This window comes from Micromonospora sp. NPDC050980 (genome assembly GCF_040653835.1).
Classification (GTDB): domain Bacteria; phylum Actinomycetota; class Actinomycetes; order Mycobacteriales; family Micromonosporaceae; genus Micromonospora.
The window spans coordinates 76,183-93,116 of record NZ_JBFAGS010000005.1 but is presented as its reverse complement, the minus strand read 5'-3'; the positions used below and the strand labels follow the sequence as shown (position 1 = coordinate 93,116).

Annotated in this window: 16 protein-coding genes; 9 read left to right on the top strand and 7 right to left on the bottom strand. The window is 72.3% G+C overall.

Features of this window, described 5'->3' with window-relative positions; genetic code table 11:
* Window positions 1-59: 59 nt before the first annotated feature.
* From AB0H28_RS10560 to AB0H28_RS10535, 6 genes are all read right to left on the bottom strand, one after another.
* Entirely contained in the window at window positions 60-716 is a 657-nt protein-coding gene (locus AB0H28_RS10560; RefSeq protein WP_358036804.1) for a YdcF family protein, read from the bottom strand.
* Window positions 717-764: 48 nt separating this feature from the next.
* Window positions 765-2,198: a cellulase family glycosylhydrolase gene (locus AB0H28_RS10555; protein WP_358037399.1), complete on the bottom strand. Its 1,434-nt coding sequence runs from the start codon at window positions 2,196-2,198 to the stop codon at window positions 765-767.
* Between the two features lie 142 nt (window positions 2,199-2,340).
* A complete protein-coding gene (locus AB0H28_RS10550; RefSeq protein WP_358036802.1) occupies window positions 2,341-2,625 on the bottom strand; it encodes a BON domain-containing protein in 285 nt (94 codons plus the stop codon).
* 26 nt (window positions 2,626-2,651) lie between these two features.
* Entirely contained in the window at window positions 2,652-3,188 is a 537-nt protein-coding gene (locus AB0H28_RS10545; protein WP_358036800.1) for an STAS domain-containing protein, read from the bottom strand.
* Window positions 3,185-3,499: a hypothetical protein gene (locus AB0H28_RS10540; protein WP_358036798.1), complete on the bottom strand. Its 315-nt coding sequence runs from the start codon at window positions 3,497-3,499 to the stop codon at window positions 3,185-3,187. The genes AB0H28_RS10545 and AB0H28_RS10540 overlap by 4 nt, the downstream gene beginning before the upstream one ends.
* 9 nt (window positions 3,500-3,508) lie before the next feature.
* Complete coding sequence (locus AB0H28_RS10535) at window positions 3,509-3,880, bottom strand: STAS domain-containing protein (protein ID WP_358036796.1); 372 nt, start codon at window positions 3,878-3,880, stop codon at window positions 3,509-3,511.
* A 150-nt stretch (window positions 3,881-4,030) separates the two neighbouring features.
* Here AB0H28_RS10535 and AB0H28_RS10530 point away from each other — a divergent pair, with 150 nt between their 5' ends.
* From AB0H28_RS10530 to AB0H28_RS10515, 4 genes are all read left to right on the top strand, one after another.
* On the top strand, window positions 4,031-4,705 hold the full coding sequence (locus AB0H28_RS10530; protein WP_358036794.1) for a response regulator transcription factor: 675 nt from the start codon (window positions 4,031-4,033) through the stop codon (window positions 4,703-4,705).
* Window positions 4,702-6,051, top strand: coding sequence for a HAMP domain-containing sensor histidine kinase (locus tag AB0H28_RS10525; protein WP_358036792.1), 1,350 nt, complete (start codon window positions 4,702-4,704; stop codon window positions 6,049-6,051). Before AB0H28_RS10530 ends, AB0H28_RS10525 begins: the two co-directional genes overlap by 4 nt.
* Entirely contained in the window at window positions 6,048-6,653 is a 606-nt protein-coding gene (locus AB0H28_RS10520; protein ID WP_358036790.1) for a GerMN domain-containing protein, read from the top strand. Before AB0H28_RS10525 ends, AB0H28_RS10520 begins: the two co-directional genes overlap by 4 nt.
* A gap of 151 nt (window positions 6,654-6,804) precedes the next feature.
* The gene (locus AB0H28_RS10515; RefSeq protein WP_358036788.1) at window positions 6,805-7,614 is read left to right on the top strand and encodes a SigB/SigF/SigG family RNA polymerase sigma factor; all 810 of its coding nucleotides are present in this window, start codon (window positions 6,805-6,807) and stop codon (window positions 7,612-7,614) included.
* 244 nt (window positions 7,615-7,858) lie between these two features.
* Here the strand turns inward: AB0H28_RS10515 and AB0H28_RS10510 are convergent, their stop codons facing one another.
* Entirely contained in the window at window positions 7,859-9,886 is a 2,028-nt protein-coding gene (locus tag AB0H28_RS10510; RefSeq protein WP_358036786.1) for a glycosyl hydrolase family 28-related protein, read from the bottom strand.
* 175 nt (window positions 9,887-10,061) lie between these two features.
* Between AB0H28_RS10510 and AB0H28_RS10505 the strand changes: the two genes are divergently transcribed.
* The 5 genes from AB0H28_RS10505 (at window position 10,062) to AB0H28_RS10485 (ending at window position 16,845) form a co-directional block, all read left to right on the top strand.
* Entirely contained in the window at window positions 10,062-11,063 is a 1,002-nt protein-coding gene (locus AB0H28_RS10505) for a LacI family DNA-binding transcriptional regulator (RefSeq protein ID WP_358036784.1), read from the top strand.
* A gap of 813 nt (window positions 11,064-11,876) precedes the next feature.
* The gene (locus AB0H28_RS10500) at window positions 11,877-13,253 is read left to right on the top strand and encodes an extracellular solute-binding protein (protein WP_358036782.1); all 1,377 of its coding nucleotides are present in this window, start codon (window positions 11,877-11,879) and stop codon (window positions 13,251-13,253) included.
* Between the two features lie 58 nt (window positions 13,254-13,311).
* Window positions 13,312-14,271 (top strand): sugar ABC transporter permease, encoded by a 960-nt coding sequence (locus AB0H28_RS10495; RefSeq protein WP_358036780.1) that lies wholly within the window; start codon window positions 13,312-13,314, stop codon window positions 14,269-14,271.
* 3 nt (window positions 14,272-14,274) lie between these two features.
* The gene (locus tag AB0H28_RS10490; protein ID WP_358036778.1) at window positions 14,275-15,162 is read left to right on the top strand and encodes a carbohydrate ABC transporter permease; all 888 of its coding nucleotides are present in this window, start codon (window positions 14,275-14,277) and stop codon (window positions 15,160-15,162) included.
* A gap of 57 nt (window positions 15,163-15,219) precedes the next feature.
* Entirely contained in the window at window positions 15,220-16,845 is a 1,626-nt protein-coding gene (locus tag AB0H28_RS10485; protein ID WP_358037397.1) for a glycoside hydrolase family 13 protein, read from the top strand.
* Window positions 16,846-16,934 lie beyond the last annotated feature (89 nt).

Here is a 16,934-nt window from a genome sequence, read left to right as displayed (position 1 = left end):
GAACCTCCCGAGGTTCGCCCGCCCGGCGGCACGGCCCGCCAGGTCGATCGACGGGCGTTCTACCCCGGGCGTCGGGTGGCGAACCCTCGGCCGAGGAGCCCCTCGACCCGGTGCGCCGCGCGGGTCAGCCCGCGTTCGCGCCGCAACAGCGCCTCCGGGGTACGCAGGCCGAGATAGCCGAGCCGGCTGGCGACCCGGGCCGCCCGCTCCCGCCGGGCCGGCACCGGCTCCGGCCCGGTCACCGGCACGTCCAGCAGTTCGGCGCCGCGCAGCCCGAGGACACGCCCGGCGAGCAGCCGAACCCGGGGCAGGTGCCACGGGTGGGAGACCAACCCGAGCGGGTGCGCGGGCGTGAACCGGGCCGGGCCGAGCAGTCCGTCCTGGACGGTCAGCGCGAGGTTCTGCAACGTGGTGCGGGAGCGGGTCTCCGCGTCCAGCCGGGCGTACCCGTCGAGGCCCGCCTCGCGGGCGAGGGCCCGCATCAGCTCACCCTCGCGGTACGCGGCCGGCGGGTCGGGCGCCCCGGCCGGCCCGTGCGGCCAGCCGCCAGTGAACACCACGCGCGCGCCGGTCGCGGCCCGGAACTCGGCCGCGTGCGCCCGGACGTACGTCACTGCGGCCCGGGCGCGGGCGACGCTCTCACCGGTGAGCCGGTAACCGCCGCCGCCGTCGGCCACGACTCCGCGACCGAAGACGAGCAGCACCGTGGCGATCACGACCCGAGTGTAGGGAGGGGCCCCTCCCTACACTCGGGCGGCAGCCGGTCAGGAGGTGGGGAAGTTGTCCGGGGTGCGGATCCGGTTGCGCATGTAGGCGCCGGACTCGGTGAGCACCGAGGGACCGGTGAAGGTGCCCGCCGCGCAGGTGCCCGGCCGCAGCGCCGCGCTGCCCTCGGCCGCGTCGGAGAAGGTCCAGTTGGCGTAGCTGATCTTCAACCGGTCGAGCAGGTCGAGCCAGGCGTTGCTGCTGGCGGTGTCGACCGCGCCGTCACCGGTGTAGGTCACCGTGCCGAACTCGGTGACGAACAGCGGGAGCCGGGACGCGGCCCGCTGCACCTCGTTGCGGTAGTTGTCCTTGTGTGACGCGGCGTAGAAGTGGAACGTGTACATGATGTTCTCCGCCCGGACCGGGTTGTTGACGATCTCGTCGGAGTTGCCGCCCTCGGACACGCCCAGTGAGGACCAGCCCCGGGTGCCGACGATGACCACGGCGTCCGGGTCGTTGGCCCGGATCACCGGGATGACCTGCTCGGCGTAGCTGCGGATGGTCGACCAGCTCACCCCGTTGGGCTCGTTGGTGATCTCGTAGATCACGTTCTTCTTGGCCGCGTTGCGCGCCGACACGTTGGCGAAGAACGTCTTGGCCCGGTCCAGGTTGTACATCGGGTCGCCGGGGGTCAGGGTGTGGAAGTCGATCAGAGCGTACATGCCCCGGGCCTCGGCCTTGTCGACGAGCGTGTTCACCTGGTTGGTGAACGCGGTCGGGTTGGTCTCGTAGCCCTTCTCCTGCACGTACATCGAGATGCGCAGCAGGTCGGCCTGCCAGTCGTCGGCCAGCGCGCTGAGCGAGGTGTCGGTGTAGCAGTTGGCGAACCACTGCAACCCGTGGGTGCTCATGCCCCGCAGTTGGATCGGCCGGCCGTACTGGTTGCAGAGGTTGAGCCCGCAGACCCGCAACTGCCCGTTGATCGCCACCGGCGTCGTGCCGGTCGGAGGCGGCGGGGTCGTCGGCGGGGGAGTGGTGGGCGGCGGTGTGGTGGGCGGCGTGCCGGTGCCGCCGGTGCAGACCGTGCCGTTCAGCGTGAACGAGGTCGGGTTCGGGTTCGACCCGGTCCACGACCCGTTGAAACCGACGGTGGTGCTGGCCCCGGTGCCGAGCGAGCCGTTGTAGTCCAGGCTGCGCCCGGTGACGGCGGAGCCGCTCTGCTGCCAGGTGGCCGACCAGCCCTGGACCAGCCGCTGGCCCCCGTCGGGGAAGGTGAAGCCCAGCGTCCAGTTGCTCACCGGGTCGCCGAGGTTGGTGACGGTCAGGTTGGCGGTGAAGCCACCCGGCCAGGAGTTGGTGGTGTAGGTGACGGCGCAGCCGGTCGCCGCCATCGCGTTCGTCGACGGCAGGACGGCCGTGGTCGCCAGAGCGAGCGCGCCGACGGCGCCGCCGACGAGAAGGTGCCGCCGGGACGGCCGGGGGATCGAGAACATGCGGGAAGGTCCCATCTGGTGGGTGAGGATCGGACGGTGCCCGTCGTAGACCTGCCCGGAAAGCCCGACGTGGTGCCCTGTGGAGCGCTCCCACGCAGAGGGTAGAGGTGGATGCCGATGCGTGCAACCGCCGCCGGCCGGGTCAGCGCCGGCTGCGGCGACCGCCGTAGAGCCGCAGCGCGTTGCACACGTCGAACACGCCCGGCACGTCCCAGGCCAGCTCGGCGGCGACCCGGCGGGTCTCCGGATCGGCGACCAGCCCGGCGAGGATCACCACCCGGTTCTGCACCGTCACGGTGATCTGCTGCCGCCGGGTGGTCCAGTCGGCGCTCAGCCGCTGGGCGACCAGCGAGGAGAGCTGCACGTCCGCGTCGTCGGGCGCCGGCCCGCCGGTGTACGGGAACTCGGGGTACGGCCAGGGCATCATCACTGCGGAGGCTCCTTCTCCTTCGATCACGACCACCCGCCGGGCGCGGCGCCCGACGTCGGAGTGCGGCCCTCGACGACGCTGAAGACGCCGTCGAGCCGCATGGTGTGCAGCACGGTGAGCACGAACCGCGACGGCGCCACCAGGCAGAGCTGCCGGCCGTCGCGCCGCGCCTCCTGGTGCGCGCGAACCAGCAGACCGAGGCCGGCCGAGTCGATCACCTCCAGCCCGGCGAGGTCGACCAGCACCCGGTCGTCCCGGACGCGCCGGTCGGCCAGCGCCCGGCGTACCGCCTCGGTGGAGGTGTCCTGCGGGGCGGCGCTCGGGCCGCCGACCTGCTCCAGGTCGTCCATCCCCAGGCCGTCGTCGGCGACCGCCGCGCGGACGCTGCACCGGGGGCAGTGGTGCGGCCCGGAGGCGAACGGCGAGCCGGCCCAGTCGTGCTCGAAGACCAACGTCCACACCACCTCGGCGTCCGGGAGGGTGGTACCCGTGCCGGTGACGCTGTCGCCGCAGCCGTCACAGATGAGCATCATCAGGTGCTCCGCCGGTACGACAGTCACACCTCCTCCTTCCGCCGGGCGCCCGGGTCCGGGGGCGTCTGCGGGTGCGCCGACGGCCGGCCGGCGGCGAGCACTGCCAGGACGACCGCCACGGCGGCGAACGCGGACTGCACCAGCAGGGGCAGCAGCGGCGAGGCCGTCGGACGGCGATCCACCAGCCCGGTCACGATCGCGCCGAGCAGGGCGGCGGCCACCCCGAGCGCGAGGGTCAGCCAGACCGGGGCCGCCTTGCGGCCCGGGATCACCAGCCGACCCACCGCGCCGATCGCGAGCCCGACGACGAGCGCTCCGACGAGCGTGCTGACGGTCACCACACCTCCTCAGCGCGGGGCGGACGCGACCCGGGCCCGGCCGCGTGCGGCCGGTCGGGGCGAATCGACGACGGGCACGATCGCGCTGACCCCGGCGGTGGCGAGGATGCGCCGGATCCGGGGGTGCGGGTTGCTCAGGACGAGAGTCCCGTCCCGCCGCCGGAGTCGGCGGTGCACGTCGAGCAGCAGCGCGATCGCGGCGGCATCCACGTGACGGCACCCGGCGAGGTCGATCGTCACCTCGCGGGGCTGCAGCGCGAGGATCTCGTCGAGCACGTGCGCGACCTCGGGCAGCCCGTCGAGGTCCAGCTCATCGGTGATCTCCACCCGTACGTGCGGGACCGTGGAGTCCGGCGGGGAGGACGGCAGGGCGCTGGTCATCGGGTCGCTTCCGTGACGGGTTCCGGGGCGGTCCCCACTCTGTGCGGCGACCGTGGAGGTCACCGGACGGTTGGATGACGGTTCGGTGACAAAAAGCGTGAACGGCCGACGCGATTGGGCGACCGGTGCTCGGGCCGTCATGATGCCCATATGACGGCCGTACTGGTGATCGAGGATGACGACCGCATCCGGCTCGCGCTGCAGCTCGCCCTGGAGGAGGAGGGTTACGCCGCCGACGGTGCGGCGACCGCGGAGGAGGGGCTGCGCCGGCAGCGGGAGAGCCCGGCCGACTACGTGCTTGTCGACCTGATGCTGCCCGGCATGAACGGCTTCGACTGCATCCGTCAGCTACGTCGCGACGACGACGTGCCGGTCGTCGTGATCAGCGCCCGCGACGACACCCACGACATCGTCGCCGCGCTCGAGGCCGGCGCCGACGACTACGTGGTCAAGCCGGTCGCGATCAAGGAGCTGTCGGCCCGGCTGCGGGCCCTGCGGCGGCGGGCGCGCACGGTGGCCGGCCCCGCCCCCGCCCAGTTCTTCGGTGACCTGGAGATCAGCGCCGAGGCCGGCGAGGTGCGCCGCTCGGGTCAGCCGGTGCCGGTGACCCGCACCGAGTTCCGGCTGCTGTGCGAGCTGGCCGAGCACGCCGGCCGGGTGCTGTCCCGCCAGCAGTTGCTGAGCCGCGTCTGGGGCTACGAGACCGGCGACGAGCGGCTGGTCGACGTGCACGTGGGCCGGTTGCGGCAGAAGATCGAGCCGGACCCGGCCAATCCCCGGCACCTGGTCACGCTCCGCGGCCTCGGTTACAAGCTGCAACGATGAGCCGACCGGGACTGCGCGCCAGGGTCACCGCCGCGTTCGCCATCGGAGCCCTGCTACTGGCCGCGCTGATGGCCCTCTTCTCGTACGACCTGACCCGCCGCTCGCTGCTCGACGAGCGTGAGCGCGCGGCGGTGCGGGCCGCGTACTACGACGCCGCGGTGGTCCGTTCCGGCCTGGACACCGGCACTCCGGACGTGGTGGCCGTGCTGCGCTCGCTGGACACCGGCAGCGCCCGCCGCCCGTTGCTGCACCTGCGCACCGGCTGGTACGCCCGCACCGCCGACGTCGGCGCCAGCTCGGTGCCGGTGGCGCTGCAACGCGTGGTCGCCGAAGGGCAGCCCGCCGTGCAGCGGATCCGCCTCGACGGGCAGCCGACGCTGCTGGTCGGCGTTCCGCTGCCCGGCGAGCTGGGCTACTACGAGCTGACCTCGCTGCGCGAGGTGGAGGACACGTTCCAGGTGGTCGGGCTCGCGCTGACCGCCGTCGCCATCATGATCGCCGGCGCCGGCGCGGCGCTGGGGTGGTACGCCACCCGCAACAGCCTGCGGCCGCTCACCGCGGTCGCGGACGCCGCCGAGCGGATCGCGGCCGGCGACTTCGCGACCCGGCTCGACCCGACCACCGACCCGGACCTCACCCGCCTGTCCAGCTCCTTCAACGAGATGGTGGACAAGCTCGTGCAGCGGATCGACCGGGACCGGCGGTTCGCCGCCGACGTCAGCCACGAACTGCGCTCCCCGCTGCAGACGCTGGCCGCGGCGGCGAGCGTGCTGAACCGTCGTAAGGAGCACCATGACGAGCGCACCGCGACCGCGGCCGGTCTGGTCGCCGACGAGGTGGCCCGCTTCCAGCGTCTGGTCGACGACCTGATCCAGCTCGCCCGCACCGAGCAACCCGCGCACCGCGAGACGGTCGACGTGGCCGAGCTGGCGCGGGCCGCCTGCCGGGAGCGGTCGCTGCCGGAGAGCCTGGTGCAGGTCGACGACGGGGTCCCGCACCAGTGGTGGGTCGACCGACGGCGGCTCGCCCAGATCCTGTTGAACCTGTTGGAGAACGCCGAGCGCTACGGCGGCGGTCCGGTCGCCGTCCGCCTCGGCGCGGTGGACGGAGTGGGTGTGCTGGAGGTCGACGACGACGGGCCGGGCGTGCCGGACGCGGACCGGGAGGTCATCTTCGACCGGTTCGTCCGTGGCCGGGCGGCGCACGCCCGGGCCGGCACCGACGGCACCGGGCTGGGGCTCGCCCTGGTGGCCCAGCACGCCGCGGCGCACGGCGGGACGGCCGCCGTGCGGGACCGCAGCCGGGGCGCGCGGTTCCGGGTCGAGCTGCCGGGGGCCCTCCGATGATCGCGCGACTGGTGGTGCGCCGGCCGACGGGGGCGCGCCGACGCCGCCGGCTGGTGCCGGCGTTGCTCGCGGTGGTGTTGCTGGCCGGTTGCGGGGTCCCGGTCGACGACGAGCCCCGCCTGGTGCGGGAGCCGCCCGGCCGGTTCCCGACGACGCCGGCGGGCACTCCGACCGCCGACCCGGACGGGCGGGCGGGTGAGCCGTTCTGCTTCGTGCGCGACGGCGGGCTGGCGGTGGTCAAGCGCCGGGTCGACGGCCTGCCGGGCGTGGACGCCCACCTGCAGCACCTGCTGGCCGGGCCGGACAGCGCGGAGCGCCGCAGCGGGCTGGCCACCGCGCTGCCGGGCACCGTGGCGGTGGCCGGGGCGACGCTGGCCGGCAGCGTGGCCACCGTCGACGTGCGGGAGGCCGGGCAGGACGTCGGGCGCAACGACGAGGTGCTCGCCTTCGGCCAGATCGTGTGCAGCCTCACCCAGCGGCCGGACGTGGACAGCGTGGCGTTCCGGCGCGACGGGCAGCCGCTGGAGGTGCCGCGGGCGGACGGCAGCGTCTCGGCGCTGCCGCTCACCGCCGCCGACTACCGGCCGCTCATGCGCCGGTGACCGGGATTTCTCAGTTGAGCCGACGTTATGTCCGTTTATCGGGCTAAACATCCATCGGCCGTTCGGTTGATTTGCTGATGGCCTTTGGTCTACTGTTCCTCACACGACCGGTGTGGGAGTCCACCCCGTTCTCCGGGACAGGAAGGGCAGCATGACCACGATGACCATGGCACCGTCCGTCACCGAGGTGCACCGCGCGCCGCAGACCGGTGAGGAGAACCGCGCCAGCGAACTGATCGCGGCGCTCGCCGAGCTGCCGGCGGACCACCCCGGGCGGGCCGCCCTGCGCAGCCAGGTCATCGAGGCGTGGCTGCCGCTGGCCAACCACCTGGCCGCCCGCTACAGCGGTCGCGGCGAGCCGGCCGGCGACCTCGCGCAGACTGCGGCGCTGGGTCTGATCAAGGCGGTGGACCGGTTCGACGCCTCGCGCGGCGTCGACTTCGCCGGCTTCGCCATCCCGACCATCCTCGGTGAGATCAAGCGGCACTTCCGCGACCGCACCTGGAACATCCGGGTTCCGCGCCGCCTCCAGGAGCTGCGGTTGCGCATCTCGGAGGCGAACAGCTCGCTGACCCAGACGCTCAACCGGGCGCCGACCGTCGCCGACATCGCCGCCCACCTCGACGTCACCGAGGAAGAGGTGCTCGAGGGCCTGGAGGGCGCCCGCGCCTACAACGCGGTCTCGCTCTCGACCCCGATCGGCGACGGTGACAGCGCCACCGAGCTGGGCGACACCCTCGGCACCGAGGACAACGAGTACGAGCTGGCCGACCTGCGTGCCTCGCTGGGCCCGGCGCTAGCCACGCTCGACGAGCGGGAGCAGAAGATCCTCACGCTCCGCTTCTACGGCAACCTGACCCAGAGCGAGATCGCCACCCGGGTCGGTGTCTCCCAGATGCACGTGTCGCGGCTGCTCGCCCGCGCCCTCACCAAGCTGCGCGGCCAGCTCACCGAGGCCTGAGAGGTAAGGAGGGGCCCCCGCTTAACGCCTGGGGCATAGCTGGGGCCCCTTCTCACACCCCGTCCCGACCGCCACCGGCTCCGCCGGTGGCGGTCGTGTCGTTGACCGGGTGGTGACCAGCCGGGGCCATTGATGCCGCCACCTCCCCGACGTGGCGTCGCGGGGCGAGGCCCGGCCGGGTCGGGTCGGCGTCGCAAGCCCGGACGGCGCGCGGCCGGACGCCGAGCGCCCGGCCGCGCGCCGGTCACCAGGCGGCAGGCGGAGGTGGTGGCACCACCGGCGGACGGTCGTCGCAGGTGATGGTGTTGGGCAGCAGCCACGGGGCGAGCCAGTCGCCGTCGTTGCCGCCGAGATCGGTCAACCGGAACTCGGACCCGGCCGGGGTGAAGTGGAACGAGCCGCAGTTGTTCACTCCGACCGCGCCCACGTGGCGCGCGTCGACGTCGGCGAAGCTCGCCCCGCCGGCCGAGCGGGCGCTGACCACCGACGTGCCGGTGCCGTCGACCCGGATGTCGCGGAACGCGACGTTGTCGATCCGGACGCTGTCCTTCACCGGCCAGTCGCTGACCAGCATGATCGCGTTGTAGGTGCTGTCCAGATAGGCGTCGCCGACCACCTGGATGTCGGCGTCGATGTTGCGGTCCAGCGCATAGAACCAGATCGCGCCGAGGCCGATGTTCCAGTTGAGGTCGTAGGTGCCGGCCCGGACCGTGGTGTTGTCGGCGATCCGGATCCGGCCGGTGAACGGCTGCGCGCCGAAGCGGGCGCCCACGTGGATCCCGCTGCCCTCGCGCACCGGATCGGCGATCAGGTTGTGCGCGACGGTCAGGTCGGCGCCGCCGTAGAGCGCGACACCGTTGGCCAGCACCGGCGACTGCACCGTGTTGTACGCGAACGTGTTGCCCGTGTTCGCGGTGCCCTCCGACCACATGGCCAGCGCGTCGTCGCCGCTGTTGCGGACCAGGGTGTCGGTGACCGAGGAGTGCGTGACACCGGTGTGGAAGTTGAGCCCGTCGGCGATCTGGTCGGCGATCACCGTGTTGGTGACCCGTAGACCGGTCATCGGCCCGTCGAACCACATGCCGACCTTCGTGTGGTGCAGGTAGAGGCCGTCGATGGTGCTGTGGCTGAGCGCGCCACCGACGCCGTTGACCTGGTCGGTGTCGATCCGCTCCCGGACGTCGCCCTCGATCGCGAAGCCGGAGAGGTGCACGTCGCGGCTGCCGCCGTCGGCGGCGTCGCGGCCGTAGAAGCCGACGCCGGTGTGCCGGGAGCCGTCGGGCGCGGGGGTGTCCAGGGCGACCTCGCGTCCCGTCACCACCGTGTACCAGCTACCGGCGCCGGCGACGGTCACGTCGTCCACGACGATGTGCCGGTCGACCCGGTAGGTGCCCGGCGGCAGGTACAGCGGGCGGTGGATCCGCCGGGCGTGTGCCACGGCGCGGTCGAACGCGTCGGCGGACTCCCGCCGGCCGGTCGGGTCGGCGCCGAAGGCCAGCACGTTCACCGCGTCGCGGAGCACCCGCGGTCGGGCGACCAGATGTGTGTCCAGCAGGTCGATCACGGTCCAGGCGGCGGGCGTCCGGGTGGGCGCGGTCAGCCGGACCACCTCGCCGGCCCGGTGGGTCCGGCCGAGCAGCATCCGCTGTTCGTCATAGAAGTGGTGCGGCCGGAACGGCTTGCTGATCACCGGCGTGGGCGTGGTGGCCGCCGGCACGCAGGAGCACTCGGTGATCCACCAGTCCGGGTGCAGCAGGTCGGCGTCGGGGTCGTTGGTGAACGGATACTGGTTGTAGAGCCAGGCGTACTGCGAGGTGAGTGTCATGGTGCGCGCGGGCGCGCGGCCGACCGCCACCCGCAGCGGCGCGGTGATGCCGCCGCCACCCGGCGCGTCCGGGATGCTGTATCGCACGGTCAGCGCGTTGGTGGCGCGGGGCAGGGTGAACTCGACGTACTGGCCGGGGAGCAGGCGCACGGCGCGGCGGCCGGACGCCTCGCCGGTGAGGGTGTAGGCCGACCGGTCCGGGCCGATGACGGTGCCGGTGGTCCGGGCGTGCTCGGCCTCCTGCTCCAGGTAGTCGACGCGGGCGCCGCGGCCGGCGACGAGCGCCGGGTCGAGCGCGGCCCGCGTCGCCACGACGGCCGGTCCGACCGGTGCGGGCGAGGCCGTGGCGGCACCGGGCGGCGCAACCAGGGCGACGGCCGCGGCCACGGCGACGAGGATTTTCGGTACGGACGGACGGCCCGCCGGGCCGGGAACGCTCCGCTGCATCGGAGCACCCTCTTTCTCGGGGGAGGGGACGGTGGCGGCCATGTTATTCCGGAAAGCTGTCGTCTTTCAAGCATCAGTATGCTCGAATCTTTCGACACGGCTCCGCCCTCACGCGACAGGTCCCACGCCGAGTCGCTGTTCATTTCTTGCAAGATTCTGACGTACGATTGCCGCCGTGACGAAGCGCTTGACCGAGGTGGCCCGCAAGGCGGGCGTCAGCGAGGCGACCGTGAGCCGGGTGCTCAACGGCCGGGGTGGCGTGTCCGAGGCGACCCGGACGGCGGTGCTGACCGCGCTCGACGTGCTCGGCTACGAGCGCCCGACGAAGCTGCGCGGGGAGCGGGCCCGGCTGGTCGGGCTGGTCCTGCCGGAGTTGCAGAACCCGATCTTCCCGGCGCTGGCCGAGGTGGTCACCGGCTCCCTCGCCCAACGGGGCTTCACCCCCGCGTTGTGCGCCCGCACCATCGGCGGCGTGCCGGAGTCCGGCTATGTGGAGATGCTGCTGGACCACCAGGTCAGCGGCGTCATCTTCGCCGGCGGCTCGTACGCGCTGGCCGACGCCTCGCACGAGCACTACCGGCGCCTGACCGACCGCGGCCTGCCCGTCGTGCTGGTCAACGCCGGCGTCGAGGAACTGGGCTTCCCGCGCGTGGCGACCGACGACGCGGTCGCCGTCGAGCAGGCCTACGGGCACCTGCGCTCGCTCGGGCACGAGGCGATCGGCATGGTGCTCGGCCCGGAGGACCACGTGCCCTCGCGACGTAAGTTGGACGCCATGGCCCGGGCCGCCGGTTGGGGCGGGGACCGCAGTTGTGTCGAGCGCTCCAGCTTCTCCATGGAGGGCGCCCGGGTCGCCGCGACCAAGCTGATCGAACGCGGCGTGACCGGCATCATCTGCGCCAGCGACGTGCTGGCCCTGGGCACCATCCGGGCCGCCCGCCGGCTCGGCCGCGCGGTGCCGGCCGACGTTTCGGTGGTGGGCTTCGACGACTCGGCGTTCATGACCTGCACCGACCCGCCGCTGACCACGGTGCGGCAGCCGATCGAGACGATGGGCCAGGCCGCGGTGGACCTGCTGGTCACCCAGATCGAGGGGGCCGGCGTGCTGCGCGACGAGCTGCTCTTCGAACCCGAACTGGTGGTACGCGGCTCCACCGCTCCCGCCCCCCGCGCCTGACCCCTCGTCCCCCTCCCGCGCCAGATCCCTTCCGCGCGAGCCCCGCGCGCCGGTTCGCTCCGCGCGAGCCCCTGCGCGCCGGTTCGCTCCGCGCGAGCCCCCGCGCGCCGCCCCGTCGCGCGCTACGGGGCCGTGACGTGATCGGCGGGGTCGTGCAAGGACGCGCGTCGGCGTCGGCTTCCACGTCCCGGCGAGACTCACCTCACCGTTCACCTGCGCCTCGATGTGGTCGTCCCGAACGACGACGCCGTACCGGCGCGACCGCCGAACCGTGCGCCCGGGGCGCGACGCGCTCGGGCGGCGCCGGTTGACGTCGCCGGCCCAGTCGTCCCCGACGTCAGCTCGACAGGACCCGGTGGCCCGCGGTCCGACGCGCCGTTCCGACCGGGCCCGTCACCGTCGTGCCGGGCGGTCTGAACCGCCCCGTGCCTTGGCCCCACCCAGCGCAGCGGGGGCGAAGCGCCGTTGGCCGGCCGGAACCGGTGGGGTCGGCGCGAGGCAGGTCGGGTTCGGATCGTTCCCGTTGGCGCCGTCCGTGGCACGCCGGGCGCGCGTGACGTCAGGAACGACTCAGCTCGACAGGCGCCGACCGGCGCCACCTGCCGCCGCGCTGCCGGCCGCCCCGACCCGGAGGCCGATGCCGAGGTGCCCGCGGGCAGCCGTCGTGATCAGCCGTTGCAAAGTCGTGTTCTTTCGTCATCAGGTCGAAACCTTGCTGTTAAGAGTCGACGTCGCTACATTGACTCCACTCGCAGGCGGTCTCCGCAAACCAATGAAACTCATCGATACGCCAGTTCCCGAAGGGATGGACAGATGTCCGTACCGCAGTACCGAAAGGTCGTGGCCGCGGCGCTCGCGGCCGGCCTCGGGCTCAGCCTCGCGGCGTGTTCCACCAAGAGCGACGACTCCGCCGACGCCGGCGGCAAGGTCACCATCACTGTCGACTGCCAGCCGGTCGGCGCGCAGAAGGAGCTGCTGAAGAACTGGAACGACGACGTCGCCGAGTTCCAGCGGCAGAACCCGACCATCGTGGTGAAGAGCGTCAGCGTCGGCGAGCAGTGCAACAACCCGCCGGACTTCACCGCCCGCCTCGCCGGCGGCACCGTCACCGACGTCTTCTACGGCTACATGACCGACCTGCAGCAGGTGCTCGACTCCGGTCAGGCGATGGACATCACCGACTACGCCACCAAGGACACGATCCCCACCTGGGACAGCGTCGACCCCGCGCTCAAGGAGGTCTTCACCGACGGCGGCAAGCTCTACGGCGTACCGGTGAAGAACTACTCGATGGGCCTGGTCTACAACAAGGCGCTGTTCCAGCGCGCCGGCCTCGACGCGGCCAACCCGCCGAAGACCTGGCCCGAGGTGCGGGCCGCGGCCAAGAAGATCTCCGCGCTCGGCGGCGGCGTCGCCGGCTACTCGGAGTACAGCGCCGGCAACACCGGCGGGTGGCACTTCACCTCCCTGCTCTACTCGCAGGGCGGCCAGGTGCTCAGCGCCGACGGCAAGAAGGCCGACTTCAACAACCCGATGGGCAGGCAGGTCCTGCAGAACCTCAAGGACATGCGCTACGGCGACAACAGCATGGGCAGCCGCCAGCTCCTGCAGTGGGGTGACCTGCTGACCAACGCCGGCGCCGGCAAGGTCGGCATGTTCATCGGCGCGCCCGACGCCACCCAGGCGATCGTCACCCAGTTCCAGGGCAAGTACCAGGACTGGGCGATGGGTCCGCTGCCCGGCCAGGACGGGAAGGCGTTGGCGACGCTCGGCGGCGGCGAGGGCTACTTCTTCAAGAAGGGCCTGAGCCCGGAGCAGGTCAAGGCCGGTCTGAAGTGGATCGCCTACCAGAAGCTCACCCCGGGCAAGGGGCAGTTCGACTACGCCCGGGCCAAGCCGCAGAACTACCCGGTGGGCCTGCCCCAGCCGCTGCTGTTCACCAACGGAAGCGACGCGCAGAAGCAGGAACTGGAACTGCGCAAGGCCAACGCGAACGTCGACACCACCAACTTCGCGGTCTTCGAGGCGAACCCGGTGCCGATCAAGGGCGAGCCGCGCAACGCCCAGGCCATCTACGCGGTGCTCGACGCGGCGATGTCCGGGGTGCTGACGGACCCGAACGCGAACATCGACACCCTGCTCAAGACCGCCGAGGGCAAGGTCAACCAGCTCCAGGCCGCCGGAAGCTGACCCGACGCGGGCGGGGGCCGGCCCGCACCGGCCCCCGCCCACTACCGCAGGAGTTGCCTTGGCGCTCACCACCGCCCCGGGTGCCACCCGCCGCACCGGCCGCCCCGCGCCGCCGCCGCAGCGAACCGCTGCGCGCCGCGCCGGGCTCGGCCGCAAGGTTCGGGACAACCTCACCGGGCACACGTTTCTGATCGGCGCGGTCGCCTGCTTCGCCGTCTTCTCCTGGTATCCGATGGTCCGCGGCGTGGTGATGAGCTTCCAGCGCACCCGGCGCGGCGAGACCACCTGGGTCGGCTGGGACAACTACGCCCGGATCATCGCCGACCCGAGCTTCTGGACGGCCTGGAAGAACACGTTCGTCTTCACCGCCCTGGCGCTCGTGCTCGGCTACGCCGTGCCGTTCCTCGTGGCGATCCTGCTCAACGAGCTACGCCACGCCAGGGGCTACCTGCGAGTGCTGGTCTACCTGCCGGTGATGCTGCCGCCGGCGTCCGCACTGTTCCTGTTCAAGTTCTACGCGTACGACCCGAGCGAGGCGGGACTGTTCAACGCGATCCTCACCGCCCTCGGGCTGCCCACGTCGGAATGGATGCAGTCGCCGACCATGACGATGCCGGCCATGGTGCTGGCGTCGACCTGGATGAACATGGGCGGCGCCGTGCTCATCTACCTGGCCGCGTTGCAGAACATCCCCGGCGAGCTGTACGAGGCCGCCGAGATCGACGGCGCCGGGGTGTGGCGACGGATCGTGCACGTGACGATCCCGCAGACCCGGCTGATCCTGGCGCTGCTGGCGATGCTCCAGATCGTGGCCACCATGCAGGTGTTCACCGAGCCGCTGATCCTCGCCAACGGCGCCGGCACGCAGGACTCGGCCACCTCGGTGGCGTACCTGATCTACCAGCACGGCTTCTTCCAGAACGACCTCAACGGCGCCGCCGCGCTCGGCGTGATCATGCTGGTGGTGCTGGCCGGGTTCTCCGCCGTCTACGTGCGACTGACCGCGAGGCAGGACTAGGACATGGTTGTCGACGCCACCACCCGTACCCTGATTTCCCCGGCCCAACTGCGGCGCGGTCGCGGCCGGATCCTCTACTGGGCCGTGCTCGCCGTCGTCGTGGCGGTCTTCACGCTGGTCTTCCTCGGCCCGCTCTACTGGATGGTCACCGGCGCGCTCAAGAGCGGCCAGGAGATCGCGCAGACGCCACCGTCGCTGTTCCCGCGTGATCCGCAGCCGCAGCACTACGCCGACGCCTGGAACCACCTCGCCCTGGCGAAGCTGCTGTTCAACACGTTCTACTACGCGATGGGCGCGGTGCTGTTCCAGTTGGTGTTCGACACCGCCGCCGCGTACGCGCTGTCGAAGCTGCGCCCGGTGCTGGGCGGGCTGATCCTCGGCATGATGCTGGCGACGCTGATGATCCCGGCCATGGTGCTGATCGTCCCGCAGTACGTGACCGTGCTCGACCTGCCGATCGTGCACGTCAACCTGCTCGACTCGCCGTTCGCGATCTGGCTGCCGCTGGTCGCCAACGCGTTCAACATCTTCCTGCTCAAGCGGTTCTTCGACTCGATCCCCGAGGACCTGATGTCGGCGGCGGTGATGGACGGCGCCTCGCCGCTGCGCACGCTCTGGTCGATCGTCCTGCCGATGTCCCGTCCGATCCTGGGCGTGGTGGCGATCTTCGCGGTGACCGCGGTCTGGAAGGACTTCCTCTGGCCGAAGCTGGTCATGCCGTCGCCGGAGACGCGGACGGTCAGCGTCGGCATCTACACCTTCGCCGGCGGCACCCCGATGAACGTGGTGATCGCCGCCTCGGTCATCGCCGCGATCCCCACCGTCGTGCTGTTCCTGATCTTTCAACGGAACATCATGTCCGGCCTGACCACCGGTGGCCTCAAGGGTTGACGGCTGCCGCCGCCCGCCGCATCAGAACCGACCCGCAGAAAGCAGGTGCCCGTGTCCATCGTCGACAGCAGCCCGTGGTGGCGCTCAGCGGTGATCTACCAGGTCTACCCGCGCAGCTTCGCCGACGGCAACGGCGACGGGATCGGCGACGTCGCCGGCATCCGGTCCCGCCTGGACCACCTCGCCGCGCTCGGCGTCGACGCGATCTGGTACAGCCCCTGGTACCCGTCGCCGATGGCCGACGCCGGCTACGACGTATCCGACTACCGCGACATCGACCCGGTCTTCGGCACGCTCGCCGAGGTGGAGGCGCTGATCACCGAGGCGCATGCGCTGGGCATCCGGACCATCGTCGACGTGGTGCCCAACCACTGCTCGGACGCGCACCCGTGGTTCCAAGCGGCGCTGGCCGGCGGGCCGGACGCGCCGGAGCGGGAGCTGTTCTGGTTCCGCGCCGGGCGCGGCCCCGGCGGCGATCTCCCGCCCACCGACTGGACCGGCGAGTTCGGCGGGCCCACCTGGACCCGCACCACCGACCCGGACGGCACCCCGGGCGACTGGTACCTGCACCTGTTCGCCCCGCAGCAGCCCGACTTCAACTGGGACCACCCCCGGGTGCGCGCCGAGTTCTCCGACATCCTGCGGTTCTGGTTCGACCGGGGGGTGGACGGCATCCGGATCGACTCGGCCGGCCTGCTGGTCAAGGACGGCACGCTGCCCGAGGTCCACCCGGACCGGCCGCACCCGTTCCGCGACCAGGACGGCGTGCACGACGTCTACCGCGCCTGGCGGCGGATCGCCGACAGCTATCCGGGCGAGCGGGCGCTGGTCGGCGAGGTGTGGCTGCCGGACCGGCAGCGCTTCGCCCACTACCTGCGCCCGGACGAACTGCACACCGCGTTCAACTTCGACTTTCTCGGCTGCGCCTGGGACGCCACGGCGATGCGGGACAGCATCGACGGCACGCTGGGCGCGCACGCGCCGGTCGGCGCGCCGGCCACCTGGGTGCTGTCCAACCACGACGTCACCCGGCACGTCACCCGCTACGGCCGGGCGGACACCACGTTCAGCTTCGCCGCCAAACGGGAGGGCATCCCGACCGACCTGGAGCTGGGCACCCGCCGGGCGCGGGCGGGCGCGTTGCTCTGCCTGGCGCTGCCCGGCGCCGCCTATGTCTACCAGGGCGAGGAGCTGGGGTTGTGGGAGGTCGAGGACATCCCGTACGAGCTGCGCCAGGACCCGATGTGGGAACGCTCCGGCCGGGTCGACCCCGGCCGGGACGGGTGCCGGGTGCCGTTGCCCTGGCAGGGCGACACGCCGCCGTTCGGGTTCAGCCCCGACGGCGCGTCCGCCGCGCCGTGGCTGCCGCAGCCGGCGGACTGGAAGGACCGCACGGTCCGCGCCCAGACCGGTGACCCGCACTCGATGCTGGAGCTGTACCGGGCGGCGCTGGCGCTGCGCCGGGCCGAGCCGGCGCTCGGCGACGGCGCGTTGACCTGGCTGCCCGCACGCGACCGGGTGCTCGCGTTCGCCCGCGAACCCGGGTTCGCCTGCCTGGTCAACCTCGGCGACGCGGCCGTCCCGCTGCCCGCGCACGGGGAACTGCTGCTGGCCAGCGGGCCGCTCGACGACGACCGGCTGCCACCGGACACCGCGGTCTGGCTGCGTACCGGACCGGTCTGAACGGCGGCGGCGCCGGCGGCACCGTCTGGCCGCCGGCGCCCCGCGAACCACCGGCGGAAGCCGCCGGCGCGCGACATCGGGCGGCCCGT

Bases quoted from the DNA above. Each gene is read 5' to 3' on its own strand.
- AB0H28_RS10555 (WP_358037399.1), bottom strand. From the start codon at position 2,198: ATGTTCTCGATCCCCCGGCCGTCCCGGCGGCACCTTCTCGTCGGCGGC.
- AB0H28_RS10550 (WP_358036802.1), bottom strand. From the start codon at position 2,625: ATGATGCCCTGGCCGTACCCCGAGTTCCCGTACACCGGCGGGCCGGCG.
- AB0H28_RS10535 (WP_358036796.1), bottom strand. From the start codon at position 3,880: ATGACCAGCGCCCTGCCGTCCTCCCCGCCGGACTCCACGGTCCCGCAC.
- AB0H28_RS10530 (WP_358036794.1), top strand. From the start codon at position 4,031: ATGACGGCCGTACTGGTGATCGAGGATGACGACCGCATCCGGCTCGCG.
- AB0H28_RS10525 (WP_358036792.1), top strand. From the start codon at position 4,702: ATGAGCCGACCGGGACTGCGCGCCAGGGTCACCGCCGCGTTCGCCATC.
- AB0H28_RS10520 (WP_358036790.1), top strand. From the start codon at position 6,048: ATGATCGCGCGACTGGTGGTGCGCCGGCCGACGGGGGCGCGCCGACGC.
- AB0H28_RS10515 (WP_358036788.1), top strand. From the start codon at position 6,805: ATGACCACGATGACCATGGCACCGTCCGTCACCGAGGTGCACCGCGCG.
- AB0H28_RS10510 (WP_358036786.1), bottom strand. From the start codon at position 9,886: ATGCAGCGGAGCGTTCCCGGCCCGGCGGGCCGTCCGTCCGTACCGAAA.
- AB0H28_RS10500 (WP_358036782.1), top strand. From the start codon at position 11,877: ATGTCCGTACCGCAGTACCGAAAGGTCGTGGCCGCGGCGCTCGCGGCC.
- AB0H28_RS10490 (WP_358036778.1), top strand. From the start codon at position 14,275: ATGGTTGTCGACGCCACCACCCGTACCCTGATTTCCCCGGCCCAACTG.